Origin of the sequence: Streptomyces sp. L-9-10 (assembly GCF_004151105.1) — a bacterium.
Classification (GTDB): Bacteria; Actinomycetota; Actinomycetes; order Streptomycetales; family Streptomycetaceae; genus Streptomyces.
In genome coordinates this window covers 40,032-63,981 of the sequence record NZ_PHRF01000162.1, presented here as the reverse complement: position 1 = coordinate 63,981, position 23,950 = coordinate 40,032, and the positions used below count along the sequence as shown (strand labels likewise).

Genomic DNA, 23,950 nt, shown 5'->3' with positions numbered 1-23,950 from the left:
GGCTTTCGCAACACGCTTTAGGGGCGCAGCGCCCGCAGCAGCAGATCCGCGAGGTGGTCCGCGACCTGCTGCGGGGCGAGCGGACCGTCCGGGCGGTACCAGGTCGAGAGATGGTGGACCGAGCCGAAGTGGTAGTCCACCACCAGATCGGCCGGGGTCGCGGTGGAGAAGACCCCGCTCCGCTGGCCCTCCTCGATCAGCGCGCGGAACCGCTCGTGATAGCGGCGGCGTTCCGCCCGTACCTGCTTGTTCTTCTCCGGGCTCAGATGGTGCATGGAGCGGAAGAAGATCGCGGCGTCGTCCAGGTTGTCGATCGTCGTCACGACCACGTCGGCGGCGGCGGCCCGCAGGCGCCGTTCCACCGGCTCGTCCGCGTCCGCGTAGGCGTCGAGACGTTCCTGCTGGAGGCGGAGGACGCGGGCGTAGACCTCCTGGAGCAGGTCCTCCTTGGAGCCGAAGTAGTGGTAGAGCGCGCCCTTGGTGACGCCCGCCGCCTCGACGATCTCCTGGACCGAGGTGCGGTCGTAGCCGCGCTCGGCGAAGAGCCGGGTGGCGGCGGCCAGCAGTCGCTGGGGAACGGGGGTGCCGTCCCCGTCCGTCGTTCTGGCCATCTGCCGTCACCTGCCTTTCGCTCCGTGCCGTCCCCGTGCCGTCCCTGTGCCGCCCCCGGTCCGCGGCGCCCACGGTGACGCTCACGACGGGGAACGCGGCTCCCGCCCGAGGATCTTCCCATCCGTCGTCCCGGGTGGCTCGGGCAGGACCGCGGCGCCGCGGTCCCGGGACCGCCGTACGCGCGGACCTGCCCGGTCACCGCGCCGCGGACTCGCCCGGTCCGATCGCTTCCCACTTCTGCTGGACGCGGTTCATCGTGGCGAGCCAGCGGTCGGGGTCACCGGCGCGCGCCTGGTAGAAGCCCGCCACCTCGGGATGCGGCAGGACGAGGAACCGGTCCTCCGCCATCGCCGTGAACAGCGCGTCGGCCACGGCGGGCGGCTCGATGGCGGTGGGGGTGAGCACGAGGTCGCCGGCGGTTCCGGTCGCGGCGAGCATGTCCGTACGCACACCCTGCGGACAGATGGCGTGCACCTTGAGCCCGCGGTGCCGGTATGTCAGCGAGAGCCACTCCGCGTAGGCCAGCGCGCCGTGCTTGGTGACGCTGTACGGGGCCGCGCCGATCATGGTGAGCAGTCCGGCGGCGGAGACGGTCGAGACGAACCTGCCGCTCCCGCGCTCCAGCCAGTCCGGCAGCAGCGCCCTGCTGGCCCGTACGTGCGCCATGACGTTGACGTCCCAGGCTGACGACCAGACGTCCTCGCCGGAGAGCGCGTCACCGGCGGAGCCGAGTCCGGCGTTGGCGCAGTAGATGTCGACGGTGCCGCCGAGCGCCTCGCGGGCGTCGTCCACGATCAGGGAGGCGTCGCCGGGGACCGCGACGGCGGCGATCTCCGCGGCGACGGACGTGGCCTTCTCCGCGTCGAGGTCGTTGACCACCACCCGGGCGCCTTCGGCGGCGAACCGGCGGGCCAGCGCGGCGCCGATGCCGCCGCCGGCTCCTGTCACCACAACCCCCGCACCGTGCACCGAACTCATCGGGACCTGCCTTTCCGGCGTTCCGGTTCCTCGCCGACGGCCTCGTCGGCGCTCTCGGCGACCTCGTCGCCCCCGACAGACTAACCGGTCGGTATGTGGCGGCGGAAGGGGAGGAACGGCGCGGGGCGGCGGCGCGACGTGCGGTCGGACTCGTTCCGTGCGGCTGCCCGGAGCGCTAGCGTGCGTGGCCATGGCAGACGACCGGGTTCGAGTGCGCGGAGGTAGCGGAATGAGCCTGTCCAGACGGGGATTGCTGGCCGCCGGCGGGGCGATGGGCGCCGTGGGTGCGGCGGGCGCGGTGAGTACGGCGGGCGCGGTGAGTACGGCGGGTGCGCGGGCCGCGGGGTCGGCCCCGGCCGCCGCGCGTTCGGGAGACGCGACCGGCGCCCGGCACCCCGGCGGCGGCGCGCGGGTCCGTACCGGCTTCGACCGGCTGGCCGCCGACGGCTACCGGCTCCTCGCCGGGGAGAAGGTCGGTGTGGTCACCAACCCGACCGGCGTCACCTCCGACGTACGCCACATCGTGGATGTCATGCACGCCGACGCGCGCGTCAAGCTGGTCGCCGTCTTCGGCCCGGAGCACGGCTTCCGGGGTACGGCGCAGGCCGGTGGCTCCGAGGGCCGCTACGACGACCCGGCCACCGGACTGCCCGTCTACGACACGTATCTGAAGAGCGGTCAGCCCCTCGCGGACATCTTCACCGCGTCCGGCGTCGACACCGTCGTCTTCGACATCCAGGACGCGGGCGCCCGCTTCTACACGTACATCTGGACGCTGTACGACTGCATGGAGGCGGCGGCGCTCGCGGGCAAGCGGTTCGTGGTGCTCGACCGGCCCAATCCGGTGACCGGGCGGGCGGCCCTGGGGCCGGTGCTCCAGCGGGAGTTCGCGACCTTCGTGGGGCGTCAGCCGATCTCGCAGGCACACGGCATGACCGTCACCGAGCTGGCGCGGCTGTTCAACGGTGAGTTCCTCACGTCGAAACCGGTGGAGCTGGACGTCGTCACGATGGCGGGCTGGCGGCGCGACGACTTCTTCGACGCGACGGGCCTGCCATGGGTGCCGCCGAGCCCCAACATGCCCACACCCGAGACCGCGTTGGTGTACGCGGGGACGTGCCTCTTCGAGGGGACGAACCTGTCGGAGGGGCGGGGCACGACACGGCCGTTCGAGCTGCTGGGCGCGGAGGGGATCGGCCCCGAATGGGCCGCGGCGGCCAACGCGCTGGAGCTGCCGGGGGTGCGCTTCCGTGAGGCGTACTTCGCGCCGACCTTCTCCAAGTTCCAGGGCAGGACGATCGGCGGGGTGCAACTCCACGTCCACGACCGGGAGTCCTTCGATCCGGTCCGCACCGGCGTCGCGCTGCTGGTGACGGCCAAGCGGTCGTGGAGCGGGTTCGCCTGGCGCGCCGACCAGTGGATCGACAAGCTGACGGGGTCGGCGAAGGTCCGCACGCTGATCGACGCGGGCGCGGACACGGACGAGGTGACCGGCGCGTGGCGGGGCGAACTGGCCGCGTTCCGTGCCGTACGGCGGGGATATCTGCTCTACCGGTGACCGCGCGGCTCTCCCGGCGGTCACCGGATGGCTCTTCCGGACACCGCCGGGCGGCTCTTCCGGACGCCGCCGGGTGGTTCATCCGGACGCCGTACGGCTCTTCCGGATGCCATGCGGCCGATAACATTCGGTAGTTCACCGATTCCGGAGCGTGCCCGACAGGTGCCGTTGACCGTGCCGTTCAGCGGCCGTGAAAGTGCCTGTCGTGATCGACGAAACTCTGTCCCCCACTCCCACGGCGCCCGCCGCGGACACTCCGGAACACCGGGAGAGTCCGCGTCGGGTGGCCGTGGCGAGCTTCATCGGCAACACCATCGAGCTCTACGACTTCTTCATCTACGGCATGGCGGCGGCGCTGGTCCTCGACGACGTCTTCTTCCCCAACCTCTCCCCGCTCAACGCCACGCTCGCGTCCTTCTCCACGTACGCGGTGGCCTTTCTGGCTCGCCCGATCGGCTCAATCGTCTTCGGCCATTTCGGTGACCGCGTCGGCCGCAAATCCGTTCTGGTCACCTCGCTGCTGCTGATGGGGCTGTCCACGGCGCTGGTGGGCCTGCTGCCCGGCTACGCCACCCTGGGCAGTTGGGCGCCCCTGCTGCTCGTCACGCTCCGTTTCCTCCAGGGCATCGGGATCGGCGGCGAGTGGGGCGGCGCGGTGCTCCTGGCCGTGGAGCACGCGCCGCGCGGGCGGCGCGGGCTGTACGCGGCGTTCCCCCAGCTCGGCCCGCCCGTCGGCTTCTCCGCCGCCACCGGTGTCTTCTGGCTGGTGTCCGCGTCGCTCGACGAGGCGGCCTTCGCCAGTTGGGGCTGGCGTATTCCGTTCCTGCTGTCCTTCCTGCTGGTCGCCGTCGGACTGGTCGTACGGCTGAAGATCAGCGAGACCCCGGTCTTCGCGCGGTCCGTGGCGGAACGGGCCGCGAGCAGGGCACCGCTGATGGAGCTGCTGCGGTGTCATCCGCGCGAACTGCTGCTCGGCGCGGGCTCGATGGCCGTCGTGTACGCCCTCTTCTACACCTCGATGACCTACGGCCTGTCGTACACCACGACGACCCTGGGCGTGCCGCGCGAGACGATGCTGGCGCTGTCCCTGGTCGCCTGTCTCTTCCTCGCGGCCGGTATCTGGTTCTCCGCCACCCGCTCCGACACGGCCGGCCGGCGGAGACTGGTCCTGTCGGGGGGCGGACTGGCCGCGGTCTGGAGCCTGTTGCTGTTCCCGCTGCTCGACACCGGGCGGCCGGTGCTGATGGCGCTGGCCCTCGGCGGTGCGCTGTTCTGTCTGGGCGTGACGTCCGGTCCCATGGGCGCCTACCTGCCGGAGCTGTTCCCCGCGCGCGTCCGCTACTCGGGCGCCTCACTCGCGTACAACCTGGGCGGCGTCCTGGGCGGCGCGGTCTCCCCCTTGGTCGTGCCGCGCCTCCAGTCCGGCTTCGGCTCGGCGTCGGTGGGCTGGTACGTCTGCGGGATGGCCGTGGTCTCCCTGCTGTGCGTGCGGGCGCTGCCGGAGACCAGGGAACGCGAACTGGGCTGACGCGAGACGCCGCGGCCGGTCCCGGGCGGTACCGCCGTCCGGGCCGGTCGCGGCGTCGCGTCGCGTCCATCACATCTGCCATGTTCGTCCGTACACGCCACGCACACCCGGATGTGCCGGGTGCGCGCCGCGTGCCCGGAACCGGCTTCTACCGGTGGCTCGGGAACTCCACCACCTGCTGGTACGTCGGCCTGTTCTGCCAGTTGACCTTGGGGTGGCTGATGCCGCCCAGCGCCCGGTGGATGATCGTGTCCGTGCACCACTGGTCGCCGGCCGCGCAGTTGTCGTCGCCCGGGTAGACCGCACTGGCGGGCGCCGCCGCCGCTGCCTTGAGGGTGGTCAGCAGCGCGTCACGACAGGCGCTCAGGGAGCCGCCCCCGCAGTACGTGTCCGGTGTCGGGGCCTGGACCGGGTCGCCCAGGACCTGACGGAGGTCCTTGTCGACATATCCCCACCAGCCGTACTGGAACGCGGAGCCGCTGTGCGCGCCCGTCGGGCCATGGCTGGAGGCCGGGGACTCGTCGGTCGGGAGCGAGGCGGTGAGCGCCTGGTAGAGGCCGTCGCCGAGACCCGGCTTGAACGCGGCCTCGACCAGCCTCGGCCACCAGGCGTCCATGATCCGTACGGCGTCGGCGTTCCCGTACGTGTGCGAGCCCTGCGCGGTCTCCTTGCGCGGGGAGCCCGCCGCACGCCAGGCCTCCAACTGCTGTACGGCGGTGCTGAGCTGGGGATCCGTGACGGGCGCCGAGCGCAGCACCTTCAGCAGTTCGGGCAGTACCTGCTCGCCGCGCAGATCGGTCACGGCCGCCTCGGCCATCGCCCGGGTGAGGGAGGCGCGGGTGACCCCGCCGTCCGCGACCAGCTTCTTGACCCGGTCGTCCAGCAGATCGCCCCGGTGCACGGCACCGAAGCCGAAGCCCGCCGTGTCGTACTCCTTCGCCTGACGGTTGTTCCAGGAGATGTAGTAGTCCTGTCCGACCGACTGCGGATGCTGGGCGAACGGCGTGTACGCGGCGGTGTTGGGCCCCGGGTCGAAGCCCTGCCACTCGTACGCCTGCTCGGCCTTGACCGGCAGCGCCGGATCGACACCCGCCGCGCGCACCGGGTTCGAGCCGCTGTTGAAGAAGGCGGCCGTGCGCGAGTCCGCGTAGAACCAGTTGAAGGCGTAGCCGATGCGGTGCGCGGCCTGCTGGAAGGAGGCCGCGTCCTTGGTGTACGCGGGGTCGTTGAGCATCTGGAAGCCGATGATCGACTCGGCTTCGTGCCGGTAGGTGGTCCGCAGCGAGGTGTACGCGACGGGCTTGCCGCCGATGGTCGCGCGGTGGGTGACCATGCCGTACTTGGTACGCCAGACCTGGAGCCGGTAGGAGCCGGCGGCGGTGGAGTCGGCGACGGTCGGCTTCCAGGAGTTGCTGCGCTCCATCTTCTCCATCGGGGTGCAGACGGAGCGGTAGAGGTAGTGCGTGGACGCCTTGGTGGCGGGTGAGCCGTTCGGTTCGCACAGCTCGACGGCGTACGTGTCGGTGATGTCCTGACCCGCCGAGGTGGCGCTCCAGGCGTAGTCCTGGCCACGGCCCATCTGGACGTACATGCCGACTCCGGCGAAGGCGACGCCGCGGGCGCTGATGCCGGGGCCCTGGAGTTCCTGGAGCATCATGAGCTGTGGCGCGAAGTAGCCGGTCTGCGGGCCGAAGACGGCCACGGGATTTCCGCTCGCGGTGTGCTGTCCCGAGACGAGCAGCGCGTTGGACATCCCGCGCTTGGCGGAGAGCGATCCTGGTGGGACGACTCCGTCGTCGAAGAGGCCCTGGAGCGGCTTGAGTTTCTCCGGGGCGGTGACGGGGGCCTTGGCGTTCGTCACGGCCGAGCCGGTCCTGTCGTACACCAGCTGTTCGGCCTGGACCGAGCCGGCGTCGGGCAGGGCCGTGCCGCGCGGCTGGGCGGGCTTGCGCGCGTACGGAAAGCGGGTGCCGTCGTGGACAGTGAGCACGGCCTCGGGGTCGTCGCGCTGCCGGAACGACTCCCAGACCTCGGTGCCCTTGACGACGCCGTACTTCTGCTGGGCGGCGAGGAGCGAGAGCGCCGCCTGCACCTCGCCGCCGCCCCCGCCGCCGAACTGGCCGCCGACGACGGACGCGATGGAGATCAGGTCGGTGAGCTTGAAGGGCTGGATCTCACCGACGTTGGTGATCGAGTCGATCTTGCCGGTGAGTACGTACTCGCCGGGGAAGTAGCGGCCGTCCTTGGACTTCTGGCGGTAGGCGTTGATGCCGTCGACATACGCCTGCGCGTCCGCCATGGCCAGCTCGCCGCGCTCGCCCTCGGTGGTCCTGATCCGCTCGATCTGGGCCTCGTACTCCGCTTCCGTGTACGGGGCCGAGGGCCAGAACTGCTGCTCCAGGCCCTGGTTGGCGAGCGCGCCGCCCGCGAAGGACGTCAGCTCACCGCGGCCGATGTGGCGGAACAGGTCCATCATCCACAGCCGGTCCTGCGCCGCCGCGTAGCCGGCGCCGAACTCGGTGCCGTAGCGGGTGGTGCCCTTGATATGCGGGACGCCGGTCTTCTTGTCGCGGGTGATCGTGACGTCGTCGCGCGGGGAGGTGACGGATTCGACCTGGTTCGCGGGCACCCCGAAGGAGGCGTCGTTGAAGAAGTCGGTGAGCTTCGCGTCGGTGAGTCCGCCGTGACCGGCCACCAGCGCGTCGTACCGGCCGAGTTGGTCGGAGGCGTGGGCCGGGAAGGTGCCGAACAGACGGTTGCCGAGGATATCGGCGAGGGTGGCGTTGCCGTTCTGGCCGGGCGGCAGGATATCGGCGCACTGGCCCTGGCAGTGATCGGTGACGGGGTCGGCCGCCGCGCCGCGGGCGTCCGCCGCGGCGGCGGGTGCCCGCGCGGGTTCGGCGGCGGCCTGCGGCAGCGGGGTCAGCAGGGCCGCGCCCAGCGCGAACACCGCCGCGGCGGTGGCGCTGGTGAGTCTTCCGGTGCGTCGTCGCATGGGTGCTCCTCGGGGAGGACGGTGCGCCGGAGGTTACCGACGGTATGACCGATCGGTAAGGTGAACATCAGTCACCTTTCCCGAACCGTCACATGCCGGTTCCTGTGAATCGTTATCGAATTCAGCTCGATAACAACCGGAATGTCGGAATCCATGGGTGCCATCTGTTTTTTGATGGAGCCGAATGGGGCAGACGTACGTCCATTCCTCAACGCCGATGAAGCGACGGAGGTGGCATGCGATGGCCGGATTCCGGAGTCTTGCGAGACAGGTGCGCGACCCGCGATGCGATCTGGCCTTGCGACGGTACTCACTGCGCAAGTGCTTGGAACGGTTTGCCCCTTATGGACACCGGGCGACCTGGGATCACCTGTGTGCGAGGCACAGTATCGAGCCTGAGGACAGGGCGCCCGATCCGGTGCGGCTGATGGCCGCGCTGGACGAGCTGGAGGAGGCGCGGGCCGTATGGCTCGCGTACGAGAGGGAGTTCGCCGAACGGCGCAGGCGCGAGAAGCACGACGGGCTGCGGCGCCCCAAGAGCTTCGACGACTGGCACCGGCGGACCTGGGGCGGTAACGGCGTCGCCCGGTGCGACGACCCGGCCGCCCATCCGTCCGAGTCACTGGCCGAGGTGCTGCGCCGGCTGATCTCCGGACTGGAGACGGGCCCGGGGGCGAACTGCCCGGTCTGTGCGGACCGTGACATCGTCTGGCGTCCCGACCTGGAGGGCGAACCCTGGTCGGGACCGGTCTGTACGGGCTGCGGCATCGTCGTACCGCTGCCCGTCCTCACGTCCGATGCGCTGGACCGGGCGAAGCGGGCGCGGTTCACGGATCTGGCGTCGGTGGCCTGAGGTCTGCGGGGGCGGACTGCGGAGACGGCGCGCCCCCGCGGTATCGATGACCGGTGCGAGGGTGATCCGCGCGAGGGTGACCGTGCGAGGGTGACCGTGCGACGGTGATCCGCGCGAGGGTGACCGTTCAGCGGCGATCCGTGCGAGGGTGACCCGCTCATGTGCCGTTGCGGCGGCACGTCATGTGCCGTTACGGCCGCGCGCGGGTGTCAGGAGCACTCGGGGTTCTTCGGAGCCCGGCGCTCCGGGAGCAGGCGCGATCCCGTCATGCGCTCACCGAAAACATCGCCAGGGTTGGACAGCACACAGGTTTCCAGGGACAGGCAGCCGCAGCCGATGCAGTCGGTCAAGTGATCACGGAGCCGCCCGAGTTGCGTGATGCGCTCGTCCAGCTCCGCGCGCCACGCCTCGGAGAGCCGGGCCCAGTCGTCCCGGTTCGGGGTGCGCTCCTCGGGGAGTTCGGCCAGGGCGTCCCTGATCGTCGCGAGCGGGATGCCCACGCGCTGGGCGGCGCGGACGAACGCCACGCGGCGCAGTGCGTCGCGCCCGTAGCGGCGTTGGTTGCCGCTGGTCCTGCGGCTGCTGATGAGCCCCTTGGACTCGTAGAAGTGCAGGGCGGACACGGCTGCGCCGCTGCGCGCCGACAGCTGGCCGACGGTCAGCTCGTGAATCTTCTCGGGAACCTGTGACACTCCGCCACCCTAGGCGTTGCCCCCCGCGTCCGCCCTGGACAACCCCCGCGTCCGCCCTGGATGCCCCCTGTGTCCGCGTTGACAGGAGCGCGCCCGCCCAACATGCTGAGCAAGCGCTTAGACAGGGGCGCTTGACGGACTTCACGGGCTTGAGAGGCAGGGAGCAGGGACATGGCCGAGCCGAGGATCTTCACCTCCGCCGAGGAGCTGCGCGCCGGGATCGGCGAGCAGTTGGGGCACAGCGAGTGGCTGGAGATCGACCAGAAGCGGATCGACCTCTTCGCCGAGGCCACCGGTGATCACCAGTGGATCCATGTGGACCCGGAGCGGGCCGCGGCGGGGCCGTTCGGTACGACGATCGCGCACGGCTATCTGACGCTGTCGCTGCTGCCGGTGTTCGTGCCGCAGATCCTGCGGGTCGAGAACGTGCAGATGGGCATCAACTACGGGACCAACAAGGTCCGTTTCCCCTCCCCCGTACCGGTCGGCTCGCGGCTGCGCGCGTCGGCGGTCCTGACCGACGTGGCGGAGGCGGGCGGCGGGGTGCAGCTCACCACGCTCGTCACGGTCGAGCGCGAGGGCGGCGAGAAGCCGGCCTGTGTGGCGGAGTCCGTGTCCCGGTTCTACTTCTGAGCGTTCCGCTTCCGCGCGCTCCGTTTCCGCGCGTGCTGCTTCCGGACGGGTGCTGCTTCCGGACGGGTGCTACTTCTGGACGGCGACCATGCGCAGGACGAGGTCGGCATAGAGCGCGCCGACCTCGTCGGGGGTCCTGGCCCCCGCCGCGTTGAACCAGCGCGCCACATCGATACAGAGCGACAGCACCGCGAGTGTGGTGCCCCGCACATCGGGGACGTCGAACTCCCCGTCCCGTACCCCGTCGACCAGGATGCGCCGCACCGCCGCCGAACTGAGCCGCCGCAGTTCGACGATCTCGGCGCGGTGCTCGGGGCCGAGCGCGTCCAGCTCGTACTGCACGACCCGCGCCGTGGTGTGCCCCTCGGCGTGCCAGCGCACGAAGGAGTGGACGGCCTCGGCGAGCCGCTGCGCCGCCGTCCCCTCGCCGTCGGCCGCGGCCGTCAGCAGCGCCAGGGCCTTGTCGTGGCCGATCCGGCTGATCCGGTGGAGCAGCTCTTCCTTGGTCTTGTAGTGGATGTAGAGCGCCGCCGGACTCATCCCCGCGCGGCCGGCGATATCGCGGGTGGTGGTGGCGTGGTACCCACGCTCGGCGAACGCCTCGACCGCGGCGACCAGCAGTTTCCTGGCCGCCTCCGGGGTGACCTCACCCCACGGCGCGTTCTCGCCGTCCGCCGTCCGCTCCGCCGCGCGCATCGCTCACCTCGTCCCGTTCCGTCCGGCTCACCCGTCCCGCCCGGCCCACCGGGCGGGACGACGAACACCATACCCCGAGGGTGAGCAAGCGCTTAGTGCTGTTTCCGAACCGGGGGTGTCAGAGGTCAGATGTGATTCCCGACAGATCCGGCGGGCGGGGTGTCGGCGCGCATGACGCCCCCCACCGGGGTGCGGTGCGCGTCAGCATGCACAGGTGATGGCGCCGGGCGGCGCGGTCAGCGGATCGGCAGGCCGCAGCTCGACACCGTCCGGGGTCCGCACGGGGAACCCTTCGCGGATCCAGTACTCGATGCCGCCGATCATCTCCTTGACGCGGTAGCCGAGGCGGGCCAGCGCGAGGGCCGAGCGGGTGGCGCCGTCGCATCCCGGCCCCCAGCAGTAGGTGATCACCGGGAGGGCGGGGTCCAGCAGAGCGGCGGCCCTGGCGGGGATGTCGGCGGTGGGCAGGTGCAGCGCCCCGGGGATGTGCGCCTGCTGCCAGCCCGCGACGCCGCGGGAGTCGATCAGGACGAACCCCGCGTGCCCGGACAGCAGGGAGGCACGCACGTCGGAGACGTCGGCCTGGAAGGAGAGCCGTCCTTCGAAGAAGGTGACGGCGTCGGCGGGGTGCGCGGGCGGCACCGTCAGTGCCGCGCTCGCTGCGTTGTTTTCCATGCCCGCAACGCTATGACCGACCGGTACACGCGGGAAGCTCCGATCACCGGTGATCGGCTTGATTCACCGGCGATTCCCTGGCAGGTTCGCCATATGAGCACGTATTCGCCGGACAGTACGGACATGCGCATCCTGGAAGCCCTGCAGAGTGATGGCCGGGCCAGTTACGCGGAACTCGCCCGGATGGTGTCCATGTCCCCCAGCGCCGTCACCGAACGCGTCCGCCGCCTGGAGGAGACCGGTGTCATCGCCGGCTACTCCGCCGTCGCCGACCCCGAACGACTGGGACTCGACATCCTGGCCTTCGTCCGCCTGCGCTACCCCACCGGCAACTACAAGCCCTTCCACGACCTCGTCGCCACCACCCCCCAGATCATCGAGGCCCACCACGTCACCGGCGACGACTGCTTCATCCTCAAAGTCGTCGCCCGCTCCATGCGCCACCTCGAACAGACCACCGGCCGCATCGCCGGCCTCGGGTCCGTCACCACCACCATCGTCTACTCCAGCCCCCTGAAGGACCGCGCCATCACCGCCGCCGCCCTCAACGACTGAACGACGTCGAATGACCAGAACGCCCAGCTCGGCCCTGTTCCCGTACAGCCACAGATGCCCGCCGGGCCGACAAGCTCAGAGCTTCTGGAAGGGATCGTGTTCGGCGAGGATCTTCTCCAGTCTCGCCTGGTCGACCCGGCTGACGATCTGCCCGGCCTCCTGCCGGTCCCTGACCACCTTGGCCAGCGTGAACGCCGAGGTCGTCAGATAGAGGACGGCGATACCGAGGAAGCCACGCACCCACGCGCTGGCTTCGAGCTTGATGATGCCGACGGTCACGGCCGCCAGCGCGAGGCCGAAGGAAAGGACGGCCTGGCCGTAGAAGGCCGCGGTGTTCTGCTGCTTGACGGGAGTCTCAGTCATAACGGTCAGCATCGGGGGCTGTGGCGGGCGCCACATCCGTATCCGTACTCAGCAGGTACTCAGAACGCCGACACGCCCGTCAGCGCCCGGCCGATGATCAGCTTCTGGATCTGGCTGGTGCCCTCGTAGAGCGTCATCACCCGGGCGTCGCGCAGGAGTTTGCCGACCGGGTACTCGTCGATGTAGCCGTATCCGCCGAAGACCTGGAGGGCGTTGCTGGCGGCGCGCACGGCGGCCTCGGAGGCGAAGAGCTTGGCCTTGGAGGCGGCGGTGGCGAACTCCTCGCCCCGGTCGATCAGATCGGCGACCCGCCAGGTCAGCAGCCGGGCCGCGTCCACATCGACCGCGATGTCGCTGATCAGCTCCTGGACCAGCTGGTAGTGGGCGATGGACCTGCCGAACTGCTCGCGCTCCCCCGCGTACCCGACCGCCGCTTCGAGCGCGGCCCGCGCGATCCCGACGCAGCCCGCGGCGACGGACATCCGGCCCTTGGCGAGCGCGGACATGGCGAGGGAGAAGCCCTTGCCCTCGGGCCCGAGCAGCGCGGTGGCCGGCACCCGCACGTCCTCCAGGGTCAGTTCGGCGGTGGCCTGGCCGCGCAGTCCGAGCTTGCCGTACAGCTCGCGCCGGGTGAGCCCGGGGCTGTCGGCCGGTACGAGGAAGGCGGAGACGCCCCGGTGTCCGGGGGCGTCGTTGGTGCGGGCGAACAGCAGGACGACATCGGCCCAGGTGCCGTTGGTGATGAACATCTTGGAGCCGTTGACGACCCAGTCACCGCCGTCCCGCACGGCCCGGGTCGCGAGGCTGCCCGCGTCGGAGCCCGTGCCGGACTCGGTGAGCCCGAAACAGCCGAGCGTACGGCCGGAGGTGAGCCCCGGCAGCCACGCGCGCTTCTGCTCCTCGTCGCCCCAGGCCGCGATGGACTTGGCGACGAGACCGAGCGATACGGAGACGATGCCGCGCACCGACGAGTCGCCCCGGCCCAGCTCCTCCGTGACCAGGCAGTACGCGAAGTGGTCGCCGCCCGAGCCGCCGTACTCCTCGGGCACGGTCAGCCCGAGGAAGCCCAGCGCGCCGAGCTTCGCGACGATCCCCCGGTCGACGCTCTCGCGCCGGTCCCAGTCGGCGGCGTACGGGGTGATGTCGCGGTCGACGAAGTCCGCGGCGAGTTCACGTACCGCCTCGTGCTCGTCGCTCAGCCCCAGATCCACCTGCGCACCCCACGGTTGATTAGCACTGCTAGTTTCTGGTTGGCAGGCCCTACTATGTGCGCCATGGCCAGACCGCGCAAGCCCCTGCTCAGCAGAGAACGCATCGTCGAGACGGCGGGCGCGCTGGTGGACGCCGAGGGCCTCGAAGCGGTCTCCACCCGGCGGCTCGCCGCCGAGCTGGGGGTCAGCGGGCCCTCCCTCTACAACCACTTCCGCACCAAGGACGAGATCCTCGAAGCCGTCGCCGACGCGGTCAGCGCGCGGGTCGATCTGTCGATGTTCGGGGAGACCGACGGCCGCGACTGGCGTACCGCGCTGCACGACTGGGCCCTCTCCTACCGCGCGGCCCTGGCCGATCACCCGCACCTCGTCCCGGTACTCGCCGTCGGCCCCGGCCGCCGGCCGGCCGGGCTCCGGGTCGCCGACGCCGTCTTCGGCGCGATGGTCCGGGCCGGCTGGCCGCCCGCGCAGGCCACCCATATCGGCGCGCTGATGCGGTACTTCATCACCGGCTCGGCGCTCGGCTCGTTCGCCCGCGGCTTCGTCGACGACGCGACGGCGTACGACCCGGCCGACTACCCGCACCTCGGCCAGGCCCATCTGCTCGCCGAACGCCGGCAGCAGGTGGACGAGGGCGCCTTCGAGACCGGGCTGCGGGCGCTGCTCGACGGTCTCTCGCTCCAGTACGAGCGGTACGCGTCGCCGTAGGCACCACACTTCGGCCCGCGCCGAAGCGTCCCGGACGCATCCTGGAGACATGGCACGCACCGAGCACCCCCGTCACGCCGGACCGTCAGGGCGGTCCGGGCCCCGGCTCGCCGCCCTGGCCGCGCTGCTCGCCGACGACACCCGTGCCGTCTTCTGCCTCGCCCTGCTGGACGGCCGGGCGTGGACGGCGGGCGAGCTGGCGCGGTACGCCGGCGTCGCTCCGTCGACCGCCAGCGAGCATCTGGGAAAGCTGATCGCGGGCGGACTGCTCGCGGAGGAGCGGCAGGGCCGGCACCGCTACGTACGGTTCGCCGACCCGCGCGCCGCCCATCTGGTGGAGGATCTGGCCGCGCACCCCACACCCCCGAAGGAGCCGCCCCGCACGCTGCGCGCGGCCGGGGCGAACAGCGCCATGGCCCGGGGGCGCACCTGCTACGACCATCTCGCCGGGCGCCTCGGACTGGCGATCACGGACGCGCTGACCGTACGCGGACTGCTCCGCCAGGACACCGGTTTCGCCCTCACCGACCGGGGCGTGGCCTGGTTCGGGGAGCAGGGCATCGGGCTGGAGCGCACCGGCCGCCGGCCGCTCGTACGGTCGTGTCTCGACTGGACCGAGCGGAAGCCGCATCTGGCCGGGGTGGCGGGCGCGGCGCTGTGCCGCCACGCGCTGGACACCGGATGGTGCGTACGGATCGGTTCGGAGCGCGCGGTGAAGGTGACCGAGGACGGGGAGCGGGAGCTGTACGAGAGGCTGGGGATCGAGCCCGCGATATTGCGGTGAGGGCCGAAGCGTTGTCCGCGTACCTTCACCGTATGACGCACTCGACGACCTCCGCCCGTCCCGCCCCCGCGACCTGGCTGCCCGTGGCCGCGGCGGGTGTGACGGTCGTGCTCTGGGCCTCGGCCTTCGTCTCCATCCGCAGCGCCGGCGCCGCCTACTCGCCGGGGGCGCTGGCTCTCGGCCGGCTGCTCGCGGGCGCGGTCGTCCTCGGCGCGGTCTGGCTCGTACGGCGCGAGGGGCCCCCGCCGCGGGCCGCCTGGCCCGGGATCGCGGTGTCGGGTCTGCTCTGGTTCGGCGTCTACATGGTGGTGCTCAACTGGGGTGAGCAGGAGGTCGACGCGGGTACGGCCGCGATGGTCGTGAACATAGGCCCGATCCTCATCGCCCTGCTCGGCGCCCGGCTGCTGGGCGAGACGCTTCCGCCCCGGCTGGTGGCGGGCATGGCGGTGTCGTTCGCGGGCGCGGTGGCCGTGGGGCTGTCCATGTCCGGCGAGGGCCACGCCTCGGTGCTCGGGGTGCTGCTGTGCCTGCTGGCGGCGGTGGCCTACGCGGGCGGAGTGGTGGCGCAGAAGCCCGCGCTGGCGAAGGCGAGCGCGCTCCAGGTGACCACCTTCGGCTGTCTGGTCGGCGCGGTCGCCTGTCTGCCGTTCGCCGGACAACTGCTCGACGAGGCCGCGAGCGCCCCGCTGTCGGCCACGCTCAATATGGTCTACCTGGGCGTGTTCCCGACCGCGCTGGCGTTCACGACCTGGGCCTACGCGCTGGCCCGTACGACGGCGGGCCGGATGGGCGCGACGACGTACGCGGTCCCGGCGCTGGTCGTCCTGATGTCCTGGCTGTTCCTGGACGAGATCCCGGGCCTGTTCACCCTGGCGGGCGGTGCGCTGTGCCTGGCGGGGGTGGCGGTGTCGCGCTCGCGTCCGCGTCGCAGCGCCGTGATCGCACGGCACGACGGCGAAGGCGGCGAACGCGCGGGCAGGGCCGAACCGGCCCCCGCGCCGACGGGCACCCGCCACGAACCCCAGGGGCCCTCCCGGCACTGAAACGGCACTAGAAGACGACCAGGGCCCGGCCTCCCCGGCCCGCGAGCATGTTCTCGAACGCCGCCGGGATGCCGTCCAGCCCGATCCGTTCGGTGACCAGCGCGCTCAGATCGAACCGGCCCGCGCGGATGTGCTCCGCGAGCACCGGCAGGTCCTTCGACGGGTCGCTGTTGCCGTAGACGCAGCCGGAGAGCGTACGGCCCCAGTGGAACAGTTCCAGCGCGTTGAACGTGACCTCCTGGTCCTTGCCGCCGATACCGACGACCGTCGTACGGCCGCCGCGCCGGGTGGAGTCCCAGGCGGTACGGATGGTCGCGGCGCGGCCGACGCACTCGATGGCCACATCGGCTCCCCGGCCGCCGGTGAGCCGGCGGATGTCCTTGGCGGTGGTGTCGGAGGCGACGACGTACTCGGTGGCTCCGGCCGCGCGCGCCAGCGCCTCCTTCTCCGGGGAGACGTCGACGGCGATGACCGGCCCCGCTCCGGCGATCCGGGCGGACTGGAGGACGGCGAGACCGACCCCGCCGACGCCGAAGACCACGACGGACTCGCCCTCGCGGACGCGCGCCGCGTGGTGGACCGCGCCGTAGCCGGTGAGGACGGCGCAGCCCAGGAGGGCGGCGTCGGTGAGCGGTACCCCGGCCGGGAGCGGCAGGACACAGTTGGCGGCGACGACGGTCTCCTCGGCGAACGCCCCGACGTTCAGGCCGGGGTGGAGGTCCGTGCCGTCGGCGGTACGGGCGTGGACGCCCGCCGCGCCCGCGAGCGCGCTGTCGCAGAGCCAGACCTCGCCGAGGGCGCAGGCCGGGCAGGTCCCGCAGGACGGGGCCCAGTTGAGGACGACACCGTCGCCGGGCGCGACATGCGTGACGCCCTCGCCGACGGAGACGACCGTACCGGCGCCCTCGTGGCCGAGGACCGCGGGGAGCGGGATGCGCATCGTGCCGTTGGACAGGGACAGATCGGAGTGACAGACACCGGCGGCGGCGAGACGGACCCGCACCCGGCCGGGACCGGGTTCGGGCAGCTCGATCCCCGCGATCTCCAGCGGGGCTCCGACGGCGGACAGGATGGCGGCGCGGACCACGAAAGTACTCTCCCGGTTCAGAGGCGATGCGGGTGTTGCGGCGCCGGGCACCGCGGGCGTCCGGGCGTCACATGTCCACCAGGCCCGGCATGTCCCTCGGCGCCGGGCAGATCCGGCGGCCGTAGTCGTCGAAGACATAGAGATGCGCGAGATCGACGAGGATCGGCACCTGCGCGCCCGTCCGCAGCCGCATGTCGGGGCCGGTACGGACGACCAGATCGCTGGCCGAGATGGCGGCACGCTCCGGACTGTACGTGGCCGGGCGCGGCGGTTCCGGGTCGTCGAGCGCCACGACCGGACCGCTGATCCGGCCGATCGTGCGCTCCTTGAGCCGCTCCAGCATTCCGGGGCCGCTCCTGCCGCGGCGCCGGATGGGCGACCTGGGCCGGGGTGATTCGAGATCGGCCACCACCGCGGGCCGGGAGCCGATGTCGAGATGGACCAGCGCCTCGTGGCCCTGGTACTCCATGTGCTCGACGATGCCGCTCAGCGCCACCTCACCGGGGCGGGCCTGGCTCGGCGGGGCGATACGGGCCGCTTCGGAGCGCAGCCCGACGATGATCTGCCTGCCCTGCTGGATACGGAGCAACTGGTGGTCGGAGCTGAGGGGTTCGGGCAGCGGGAGGCGCTGTTTGCCGAGGTCGATGGACATCCGTCCGTCCAGCGGCGCGAACACCACGGCCTGGAGGAGATTGATCCGGGGGGTGCCGATGAACGCGGCCACGAACACGTTCTCCGGCAGCGCGTACACCTCGCGCGGCGCGCTCACCTGCTGGAGCACTCCGCCGCGCATCACCGCGACCCGGTCGCCGAGCGACATCGCCTCGCCCTGATCATGTGTCACATAGACGGTGGTGACGCCCAGTTCGGCGGTGAGCTGGGCTATCTCGGCGCGCAGATGGCTGCGCAGCTTCGAGTCGAGATTGGAGAGCGGTTCGTCCATCAGAAAGGTGGAGGGCCGCCGGGAGATGGCCCGGCCCATCGCGACGCGCTGGCGTTCGCCGCCGGACAGCTGGCTCGGATAGCGGTCGAGCACGCTCTCGATACCGAGCATCCGGGCGGTGGCGTCGACTCGTTGGGTGCGGTCCTCGCGCGGATTCTCCAGCATGAGGGGGAAGCCGATGTTGTCGCGGTTGGTCATGTTCGGGTAGAGCGCGAAGTTCTGGAACACCATCGCCATGTCGCGTTCGCGCGGCGGGGCGTCGTTGGACAGCTCGCCGTCCAGGAGGAGTTCGCCGTCGGTGATGTGCTCAAGACCGGCGATCATGCGCAGCACGGTCGATTTACCGCATCCCGAGGGGCCGAGGAGCACCACGAACTCGCCTGGTGCGATATCGATCGAGAAGCGGTCGACGGCGCGCGTGGAGCGTCCGTACACCTTGCTGACGCTGTGCAGTGAGATGGCGCGAGTCATGAATGGTTCCGCCCGGGAGGAAGAAAGGTGGAGCGGGTGCGACGCCTGAAGTTAGCCGACTACGCGCTGTCAGGGAATGACCCGCGAGAAGGTTGAGTGACCTTGAGGCACTCAGGGGCGCTCGTCGGGACCGGGCCCTGCCTCAGGGGGTGTCGCGGGCCGGGGCCGGGCGGTGGCCGGGCCCGGTGGCGGTGCCATGCGGTGCGTCGGGGGGCGTCACTGCGGGGGGCGGCGGGTCCGTGGGCTGCATGGCCGGTGGGTCCGCGGGCGTCCCGCCCGACTTGCGCAGGCCGAGTCCCGCCGCGCCCACCAGCAGCACGCCGAGCATCAGGAACGGCGCGGCCGTACCCGCGACCCCCGCGACCAGACCGGCGGAGGCCGGGGCGGCGACCTGTCCGAGCCGGTTGCCGGTGAGCCGTAGCGCGAGGGCGGTGGAGCGGGCTCCGTCGGGGGCGGCCCGTACGACGGTCGTCATCGACAGCGGCTGGCCGACGCCCAGGCAGAACCCGAGCGCCGCGAGCATCAGGGCGAGCCCCCACACCGGTACGGGCAGGGCGATGCCCGCGCACAGCAGGCCGCCGAGCAGACAGGTGACGGTGAGCAGGACCGTACGGCCGAGCCACCGGATCATCGGGGTCATCACGAGCCGGCAGGCGATGGTGGCCGCGGCGCGCAGGCTGAGCAGGAGTCCGATCACGGTGGGCGTGATGCCCCGCTCCTCGCCGATGACCGGAAGGTAGGCGGTGAGGATGTCGGTCGCGGAGAGCACGGCCAGGCTGATGAAGATGCCCGCCGGTACGCCCCTGGTCCGCAGGATGCGGCGGACGGGGACCTTGGCGGAGCGCCGGGCGGCGGTGGTGTCGCGGGCCGTACGCGCCTCCAGCCGCCACAGGGAGATGAAGGAGACCGCCGCGGCTGCGGCCGAGACGAGCAGCGCGAGGCCGCTCGTACGGGCCATCTCGCCGCCTTGGCCGGAGACCAGCAGCCCGGCGGCGACCGGTCCTGTCAGCTGCCCGAGGGAGGCGCCGATGGTGAAGTGGCCGAAGTTGCGGTCCTGTTCGTCCGGGGCGCTGCGGCGGGCGACGATCGACTGGGCGCCGATGACGAAGCAGAGATGGCCGAGGCCCATCACCCCGCTCCAGGCGGCCAGTTCGGGCAGGGAACCCGACGTACCGCTGAGCGCGCAGCCGGCGGAGATGAGGACCACACCGGCCACCAGCAGGGGGGCGCACCGTCCGTGGTCGGTCCTGCGGCCGAGTGGTACGGCGGCGAAGAGCGGCAGCAGCGCGTAGACCGCCGTGATCACACCGATCGCGCGCTCGTCCGCGCCCACGGACAGTGCCCGGTAGGAGACCGCGGGGCGCGCCATCGACACCGCGCCCTGCGTGAAACTGAAGGCGATGACCAGACGGAGGAGCCAGCCTCTCCCACCGGGCGCCCCGACCGGAGCCTGAGCGGGGACCATCAGATGATGCCGAAGAGGATTCCGGCGGCGAGCACCACCAGCGAGGTGAGCGCGGCCCACTTGACCGTGAACTTGGTGTGGTCGCCGAACTCGACCTTGGCCATGCCGACGAGGACGTAGACGGCGGGCACCAGCGGGCTGGACATGTGCAGCGGCTGGCCGACGAGGGAGGCGCGGGCTATCTCCAGCGGGGAGACGCCGTGGGCGGCGCCGGCCTCTGCGAGCACGGGCAGGACTCCGAAGTAGAAACCGTCGTTGGACATGAAGTACGTGAGCGGCAGGCTCAGCACGCCGGTGACGAGGGCCATGTGCGGGCCCATGCCGTCCGGAATGGCGCCGACGAGCCAGTCGGCCATGTGCTGGACCATACCGGTGCCGGTCAGGACACCGGTGAAGACGGCGGCGGCGAAGACCATACCGGAGACGTTCACGACGTTGTCGGCGTGGGCCGCGATCCGGGCCTTCTGCTCGGCCATCTTGGGGTAGTTGACGGTGAGGGCGAGGGCCGCTCCGAGGAGGAAGAGAACCGGAATCGGCATCAGCGCCGTGATCATCGCGGTGAGCAGGGCGGCCGTCAGCGCGGCGTTGAACCAGTAGAGCCGGGGGCGCAGGGTCGCGCGGCGGGGGTCGAGCCCCTGGAAGCCGTCGCCGTCGGACGCCCCGTCGTCGTCGCTGCCGCCGGTGCCGGTGGTGCCGGTGGTGCCGGTGGTGCCGGTGGTGCCGGTGGCCCTGCCCGCGGCACTCCCGCCCTTGCCGGTGCCGGTGCCCGCGCCGTCGGCCGTCACGCTCGTACCACCGCCGGCCTTGACCAGTACGGTCTCGCTCGTGGTCCCGCTCTCCAGCGCCTCGTCAAGGGTGAGGACGCCGAGCCGCTTGCGCTCCCGGAGGCCCAGCACATAGGCGAGGAAGAACACGGCGAGCAGTCCGACCCCGAGCGCCGGGATCATCGGGACGAAGACCTCGCCGGCGTCGACCTTGAGCGCGGTCGCCGCACGGGATGTCGGGCCGCCCCAGGGCAGGGTGTTCATCACGCCGTTCGCGGTGGCGGCGACGCCGGTCATCACGACCCGGCTCATCCCGAGGCGCTTGTAGAGCGGGTACATCGCGGAGACGGTGATCATGAAGGTGGTGGAGCCGTCGCCGTCCAGCGAGACGACCGCGGCGAGCACGGCCGTACCGACGACGATCCGCATCGGGTCCGCCTTGCAGAAGCGCAGGATGCCCCGGACGATCGGATCGAACAGCCCTACGTCGATCATCACGCCGAAGTAGATGATGGCGAACATCAGCATGACGGCGGTGGGCGCGAGTTCGCCGACGCCCTTGATGACGTAGTCACCCAGCTGTCCGCCCTGCCCCACAAGGACACAGAAGAGTGCTGGGATGAGTGCCAGCGCCGCGATCGGCGACATCTTCTTCGTCATGATCAGCACCAGGAAGGTGGCGATCATGACGAAGCCGAGGATGGTCAGCATGGAGAGGCCCCTCACGTTCACCCTTGAACTCCCGCCGGGGGCGGCGGTTCGGATGACGTTAGGTCTGGCCACCAGCCGTTAACAAGATGTTGACACGCGAGCAATACGAGCAAAAGCCCAGGTCACGGCGGGGATGGTAAGAGGGAGCTAAAGGGACGGGGCGGCCGGCGACAGCTCGACGGGGAATCCGTTGAGCACCGCCGTACCCGAGAGCGGGTCGAGCCGCGAGCCGTCGAGCAGCTGATTGACATTGACTCCGGGCCGGGCGCTCGCCACCGAGGTGCGGGTGCCCGGACGGTCGTGGCCCCAGCCGTGCGGCAGGCTCACCACCCCAGTCCGCACGGTGTCGGTGATCTCCACCGGCGCCTCCAGCGCTCCCCCGTCGGCGGTGATACGGACCGCCCCGCCGTCCTTGAGACCGAGCCGGGCCGCGTCGTCCGGATGGATCTGGAGGGTGCAGCGGTTCGAACCGCCGTTCAGCGCGGGGAGGTTGTGCATCCAGCTGTTGTTGGAGCGCAGATGGCGGCGGCCGACGAGCACCAGGGCGGCGGGCCGCTCGGCGAGGGCGGCACGCAGCCGGGGCAGATCGGCGGCGAGGGGCGCGGGCAGCAGTTCGATCCGCCCGCTGCGGGTCTTCAGCGGCTCGGGCAGCCGGGGGCGCAGGGGGCCCAGGTCGATGCCGTGGGGGTGTTCCAGCAGCCGTTCGAGCCGGAGCCCCGGGACGCCGGAGTCCTCAGGGACGCCGGAGCCCTCCGCGACACCGCCCGTCCCGGCGGCGAATCCGTCGCCGTACGGGCCGAGCCGCAGCTTCAGATCGAGCTGCCGCTCGGGTCCGCTCGCGCCGGTGAGCAGCGCGGACAGCTCTCCGGGGTCGCGGCCGTGCACGGGCGAGTGCGGGTCGGTCACGGCCCTGGCGAGCGTACGGTCGATGGCCATCTCGTCCACGGCCGAGGGGGACACGCCGTCCATACCGCTGACCGCGAGGACCAGCCGGGCCAGGATCTCGCTCTCGTCGAGCCGGCCCTCCTCCAGCGGGACGGCGGCGCGGGTGTAGCGGACCTGGTTCCGTACGGCGAAGCCGTTGAAGGCGAAGTCGAAGTGGGCGCTCTGCGCGGGCGGCGGTGGCGGCAGGACGACATCCGCGTGGCGCGAGGTCTCGTTGAGGTACGGATCGACGCTGACCATGAAGTCGAGGCCGGCCAGCGCCCGGTCGAGCCGGTCACCGTCGGGCGCGGACAGCACGGGGTTGGCGGCGAGGGCGATCACCGCGCGGATCCGGCCCTCCCCCGGCGTCTCGATCTCCTCGGCGAGCGCGACGAGGGGCAGTTCGCCCTTGGCCTCCGGATGTCCGCCCACCCTGCTCGTCCAGCGGCCGAGCCTGAACCCCTTGCCGGGGGCGGGAATCCGGGGCGGCCGGTCGGTGGCGGAGAGCGGGAAGAGCGCGCCGCCGGGCCGGTCCAGGTTGCCGGTGAGGATGTTCAGCACGTCGACCAGCCAGCTGGCGAGCGTGCCGTACTCGACGGTGCAGCTGCCGACCCGGCCGTAGACGGCGGCGGTGGGCGCGGCGGCCAGCTCCCGGGCGATCGTACGGATCTCCCCGGCGGTCATGTCGCAGGCCGGGGCGACCGCCTCGGGGGTGAAGTCCCGTAGCGCGTCCCGCAGTTCGTCCATGCCTTCGACGTGTCCCGCGAGCGGCCCGAGGTCGGTCAGCCGCTCCTCGAAGAGGACGTGGGCGAGGGCGGCGAGCAGCAGGGCGTCCGTACCGGGCCGGATGGGGATATGCCGGTCGGCGAGCCGCGCCGTGCGGGTACGGCGCGGGTCGACGACGGTGAGCGTGCCGCCGCGCCGGCGCAGCGCCCTCAGCTTGCCGGGGAAGTCGGGCGCGGTGCAGAGACTGCCGTTGGAATCCAGCGGGTTGGCGCCCAGGAGCAGCAGATGGTCCGTACGGTCCAGATCGGGTACGGGGATGGCGAACGCGTCCCCGAAGAGCAGCCCGCTGGAGACATGCTTGGGCATCTGGTCGAGGGTGCTGGCCGTGAAGAGATTGCGGGTGCCGAGCGCGCCCAGGAGGAGCTGCGGATAGAGGGCCCCGGCCATCGTGTGGACATTGGGGTTGCCGAGGACGACGCCGACGGACTGCGGCCCGTGCTCCTCGGCCAGCGGCCGTATCCGGGCGGCTGTCAGCGCGAACGCCTCCTGCCAGCTCGCCTCCCGCAGTTCCCCGTCGACACGGACGAGCGGGACGCGCAGCCGGTCGGGGTCGGCGTCCAGCTCGCCGAAGGAGGCTCCCTTGGGGCAGATGAAGCCCCGGCTGAAGACATCGTCGCGGTCGCCCCTGGCACCGGTGACCCTGGTCCCCTCGATGGTGAGGGTCAGTCCGCAGGTGGCCTCGCAGAAGGGGCAGATGCGCGGGGCGGTACGGGTCCGCCCCGCCTCCGGGGTGCGGGGTGCGTCTTCGGGGTGCATGGGCCCTCCGGGCGGCGGCAGCGGTGACGCGCGAGCACTCCGAGCATACCGACCGGTACGGACAACACCAGGGGAAAGCGAAAAGCGGAAGAGCGGAAGGGCGGGAAGAGAGGGAAGAAGAGGGGAAGAGGGGAAGAGGCGGCGGGCAGGGAAGCGGAC

General features: G+C 71.5%; 21 protein-coding genes. 8 read left to right on the top strand and 13 right to left on the bottom strand.

The window, feature by feature from the left end; genetic code table 11:
• Window positions 1-17: 17 nt before the first annotated feature.
• Window positions 18-611 carry a TetR/AcrR family transcriptional regulator gene (locus tag CU044_RS33725; RefSeq protein ID WP_129772556.1) on the bottom strand — a complete coding sequence of 198 codons (594 nt, stop codon included), beginning with the start codon at window positions 609-611 and terminating at the stop codon, window positions 18-20.
• Window positions 612-807: 196 nt separating this feature from the next.
• Complete coding sequence (locus CU044_RS33720; RefSeq protein ID WP_129772555.1) at window positions 808-1,590, bottom strand: SDR family oxidoreductase; 783 nt, start codon at window positions 1,588-1,590, stop codon at window positions 808-810.
• A 229-nt stretch (window positions 1,591-1,819) separates the two neighbouring features.
• Here CU044_RS33720 and CU044_RS33715 point away from each other — a divergent pair, with 229 nt between their 5' ends.
• A complete protein-coding gene (locus CU044_RS33715) occupies window positions 1,820-3,148 on the top strand; it encodes a DUF1343 domain-containing protein (RefSeq protein ID WP_129772554.1) in 1,329 nt (442 codons plus the stop codon).
• A gap of 208 nt (window positions 3,149-3,356) precedes the next feature.
• Complete coding sequence (locus CU044_RS33710) at window positions 3,357-4,676, top strand: MFS transporter (RefSeq protein ID WP_240046019.1); 1,320 nt, start codon at window positions 3,357-3,359, stop codon at window positions 4,674-4,676.
• 148 nt (window positions 4,677-4,824) lie between these two features.
• Here CU044_RS33710 and CU044_RS33705 read toward each other — a convergent pair whose 3' ends face one another.
• On the bottom strand, window positions 4,825-7,671 hold the full coding sequence (locus CU044_RS33705; protein ID WP_129772553.1) for a penicillin acylase family protein: 2,847 nt from the start codon (window positions 7,669-7,671) through the stop codon (window positions 4,825-4,827).
• A 241-nt stretch (window positions 7,672-7,912) separates the two neighbouring features.
• Here CU044_RS33705 and CU044_RS33700 point away from each other — a divergent pair, with 241 nt between their 5' ends.
• Complete coding sequence (locus CU044_RS33700; protein ID WP_129772552.1) at window positions 7,913-8,524, top strand: hypothetical protein; 612 nt, start codon at window positions 7,913-7,915, stop codon at window positions 8,522-8,524.
• 209 nt (window positions 8,525-8,733) lie between these two features.
• On the opposite strand, the gene soxR is transcribed toward CU044_RS33700, so the two are convergent.
• Window positions 8,734-9,216 carry a redox-sensitive transcriptional activator SoxR gene (gene soxR / locus CU044_RS33695; protein ID WP_129772551.1) on the bottom strand — a complete coding sequence of 161 codons (483 nt, stop codon included), beginning with the start codon at window positions 9,214-9,216 and terminating at the stop codon, window positions 8,734-8,736.
• A gap of 171 nt (window positions 9,217-9,387) precedes the next feature.
• Between soxR and CU044_RS33690 the strand changes: the two genes are divergently transcribed.
• Entirely contained in the window at window positions 9,388-9,849 is a 462-nt protein-coding gene (locus tag CU044_RS33690) for a MaoC family dehydratase (protein WP_129772550.1), read from the top strand.
• 69 nt (window positions 9,850-9,918) lie between these two features.
• On the opposite strand, the gene CU044_RS33685 is transcribed toward CU044_RS33690, so the two are convergent.
• Entirely contained in the window at window positions 9,919-10,545 is a 627-nt protein-coding gene (locus tag CU044_RS33685) for a TetR/AcrR family transcriptional regulator (protein ID WP_129772549.1), read from the bottom strand.
• 201 nt (window positions 10,546-10,746) lie between these two features.
• Complete coding sequence (locus tag CU044_RS33680; RefSeq protein WP_129772548.1) at window positions 10,747-11,220, bottom strand: rhodanese-like domain-containing protein; 474 nt, start codon at window positions 11,218-11,220, stop codon at window positions 10,747-10,749.
• Between the two features lie 93 nt (window positions 11,221-11,313).
• Here CU044_RS33680 and CU044_RS33675 point away from each other — a divergent pair, with 93 nt between their 5' ends.
• Complete coding sequence (locus CU044_RS33675) at window positions 11,314-11,775, top strand: Lrp/AsnC family transcriptional regulator (protein ID WP_129772547.1); 462 nt, start codon at window positions 11,314-11,316, stop codon at window positions 11,773-11,775.
• A 75-nt stretch (window positions 11,776-11,850) separates the two neighbouring features.
• Here the strand turns inward: CU044_RS33675 and CU044_RS33670 are convergent, their stop codons facing one another.
• Together CU044_RS33670 and CU044_RS33665 are read right to left on the bottom strand one after the other, a co-directional pair.
• Entirely contained in the window at window positions 11,851-12,138 is a 288-nt protein-coding gene (locus CU044_RS33670; RefSeq protein ID WP_275670244.1) for a YiaA/YiaB family inner membrane protein, read from the bottom strand.
• Window positions 12,139-12,197: 59 nt separating this feature from the next.
• Window positions 12,198-13,349 (bottom strand): acyl-CoA dehydrogenase family protein, encoded by a 1,152-nt coding sequence (locus CU044_RS33665; protein WP_129772545.1) that lies wholly within the window; start codon window positions 13,347-13,349, stop codon window positions 12,198-12,200.
• Window positions 13,350-13,403: 54 nt separating this feature from the next.
• Here CU044_RS33665 and CU044_RS33660 point away from each other — a divergent pair, with 54 nt between their 5' ends.
• The 3 genes from CU044_RS33660 to CU044_RS33650 are packed head-to-tail and all read left to right on the top strand — an operon-like array spanning window position 13,404 to window position 15,884.
• The gene (locus tag CU044_RS33660; protein WP_193564148.1) at window positions 13,404-14,057 is read left to right on the top strand and encodes a TetR/AcrR family transcriptional regulator; all 654 of its coding nucleotides are present in this window, start codon (window positions 13,404-13,406) and stop codon (window positions 14,055-14,057) included.
• Window positions 14,058-14,106: 49 nt separating this feature from the next.
• On the top strand, window positions 14,107-14,841 hold the full coding sequence (locus CU044_RS33655) for a winged helix-turn-helix domain-containing protein (protein WP_129772543.1): 735 nt from the start codon (window positions 14,107-14,109) through the stop codon (window positions 14,839-14,841).
• Window positions 14,842-14,873: 32 nt separating this feature from the next.
• Window positions 14,874-15,884: a DMT family transporter gene (locus CU044_RS33650; protein ID WP_129772542.1), complete on the top strand. Its 1,011-nt coding sequence runs from the start codon at window positions 14,874-14,876 to the stop codon at window positions 15,882-15,884.
• Window positions 15,885-15,891: 7 nt separating this feature from the next.
• Here CU044_RS33650 and CU044_RS33645 read toward each other — a convergent pair whose 3' ends face one another.
• The 5 genes from CU044_RS33645 to CU044_RS33625 all read right to left on the bottom strand — a co-directional run bounded on the left by CU044_RS33645 (window position 15,892) and on the right by CU044_RS33625 (window position 23,791).
• Window positions 15,892-16,971, bottom strand: a complete 1,080-nt coding sequence (locus CU044_RS33645) for a Zn-dependent alcohol dehydrogenase (protein WP_193564135.1) — start codon at window positions 16,969-16,971, stop codon at window positions 15,892-15,894.
• Window positions 16,972-17,038: 67 nt separating this feature from the next.
• Window positions 17,039-18,385 carry an ABC transporter ATP-binding protein gene (locus tag CU044_RS33640; protein WP_129772540.1) on the bottom strand — a complete coding sequence of 449 codons (1,347 nt, stop codon included), beginning with the start codon at window positions 18,383-18,385 and terminating at the stop codon, window positions 17,039-17,041.
• Between the two features lie 142 nt (window positions 18,386-18,527).
• Window positions 18,528-19,850, bottom strand: coding sequence for an MFS transporter (locus CU044_RS33635; protein ID WP_129772539.1), 1,323 nt, complete (start codon window positions 19,848-19,850; stop codon window positions 18,528-18,530).
• Complete coding sequence (locus tag CU044_RS33630; protein ID WP_129772538.1) at window positions 19,850-21,325, bottom strand: citrate:proton symporter; 1,476 nt, start codon at window positions 21,323-21,325, stop codon at window positions 19,850-19,852. Before CU044_RS33630 ends, CU044_RS33635 begins: the two co-directional genes overlap by 1 nt.
• A gap of 147 nt (window positions 21,326-21,472) precedes the next feature.
• Window positions 21,473-23,791: a molybdopterin oxidoreductase family protein gene (locus CU044_RS33625; RefSeq protein ID WP_129772537.1), complete on the bottom strand. Its 2,319-nt coding sequence runs from the start codon at window positions 23,789-23,791 to the stop codon at window positions 21,473-21,475.
• Window positions 23,792-23,950: the final 159 nt, after the last annotated feature.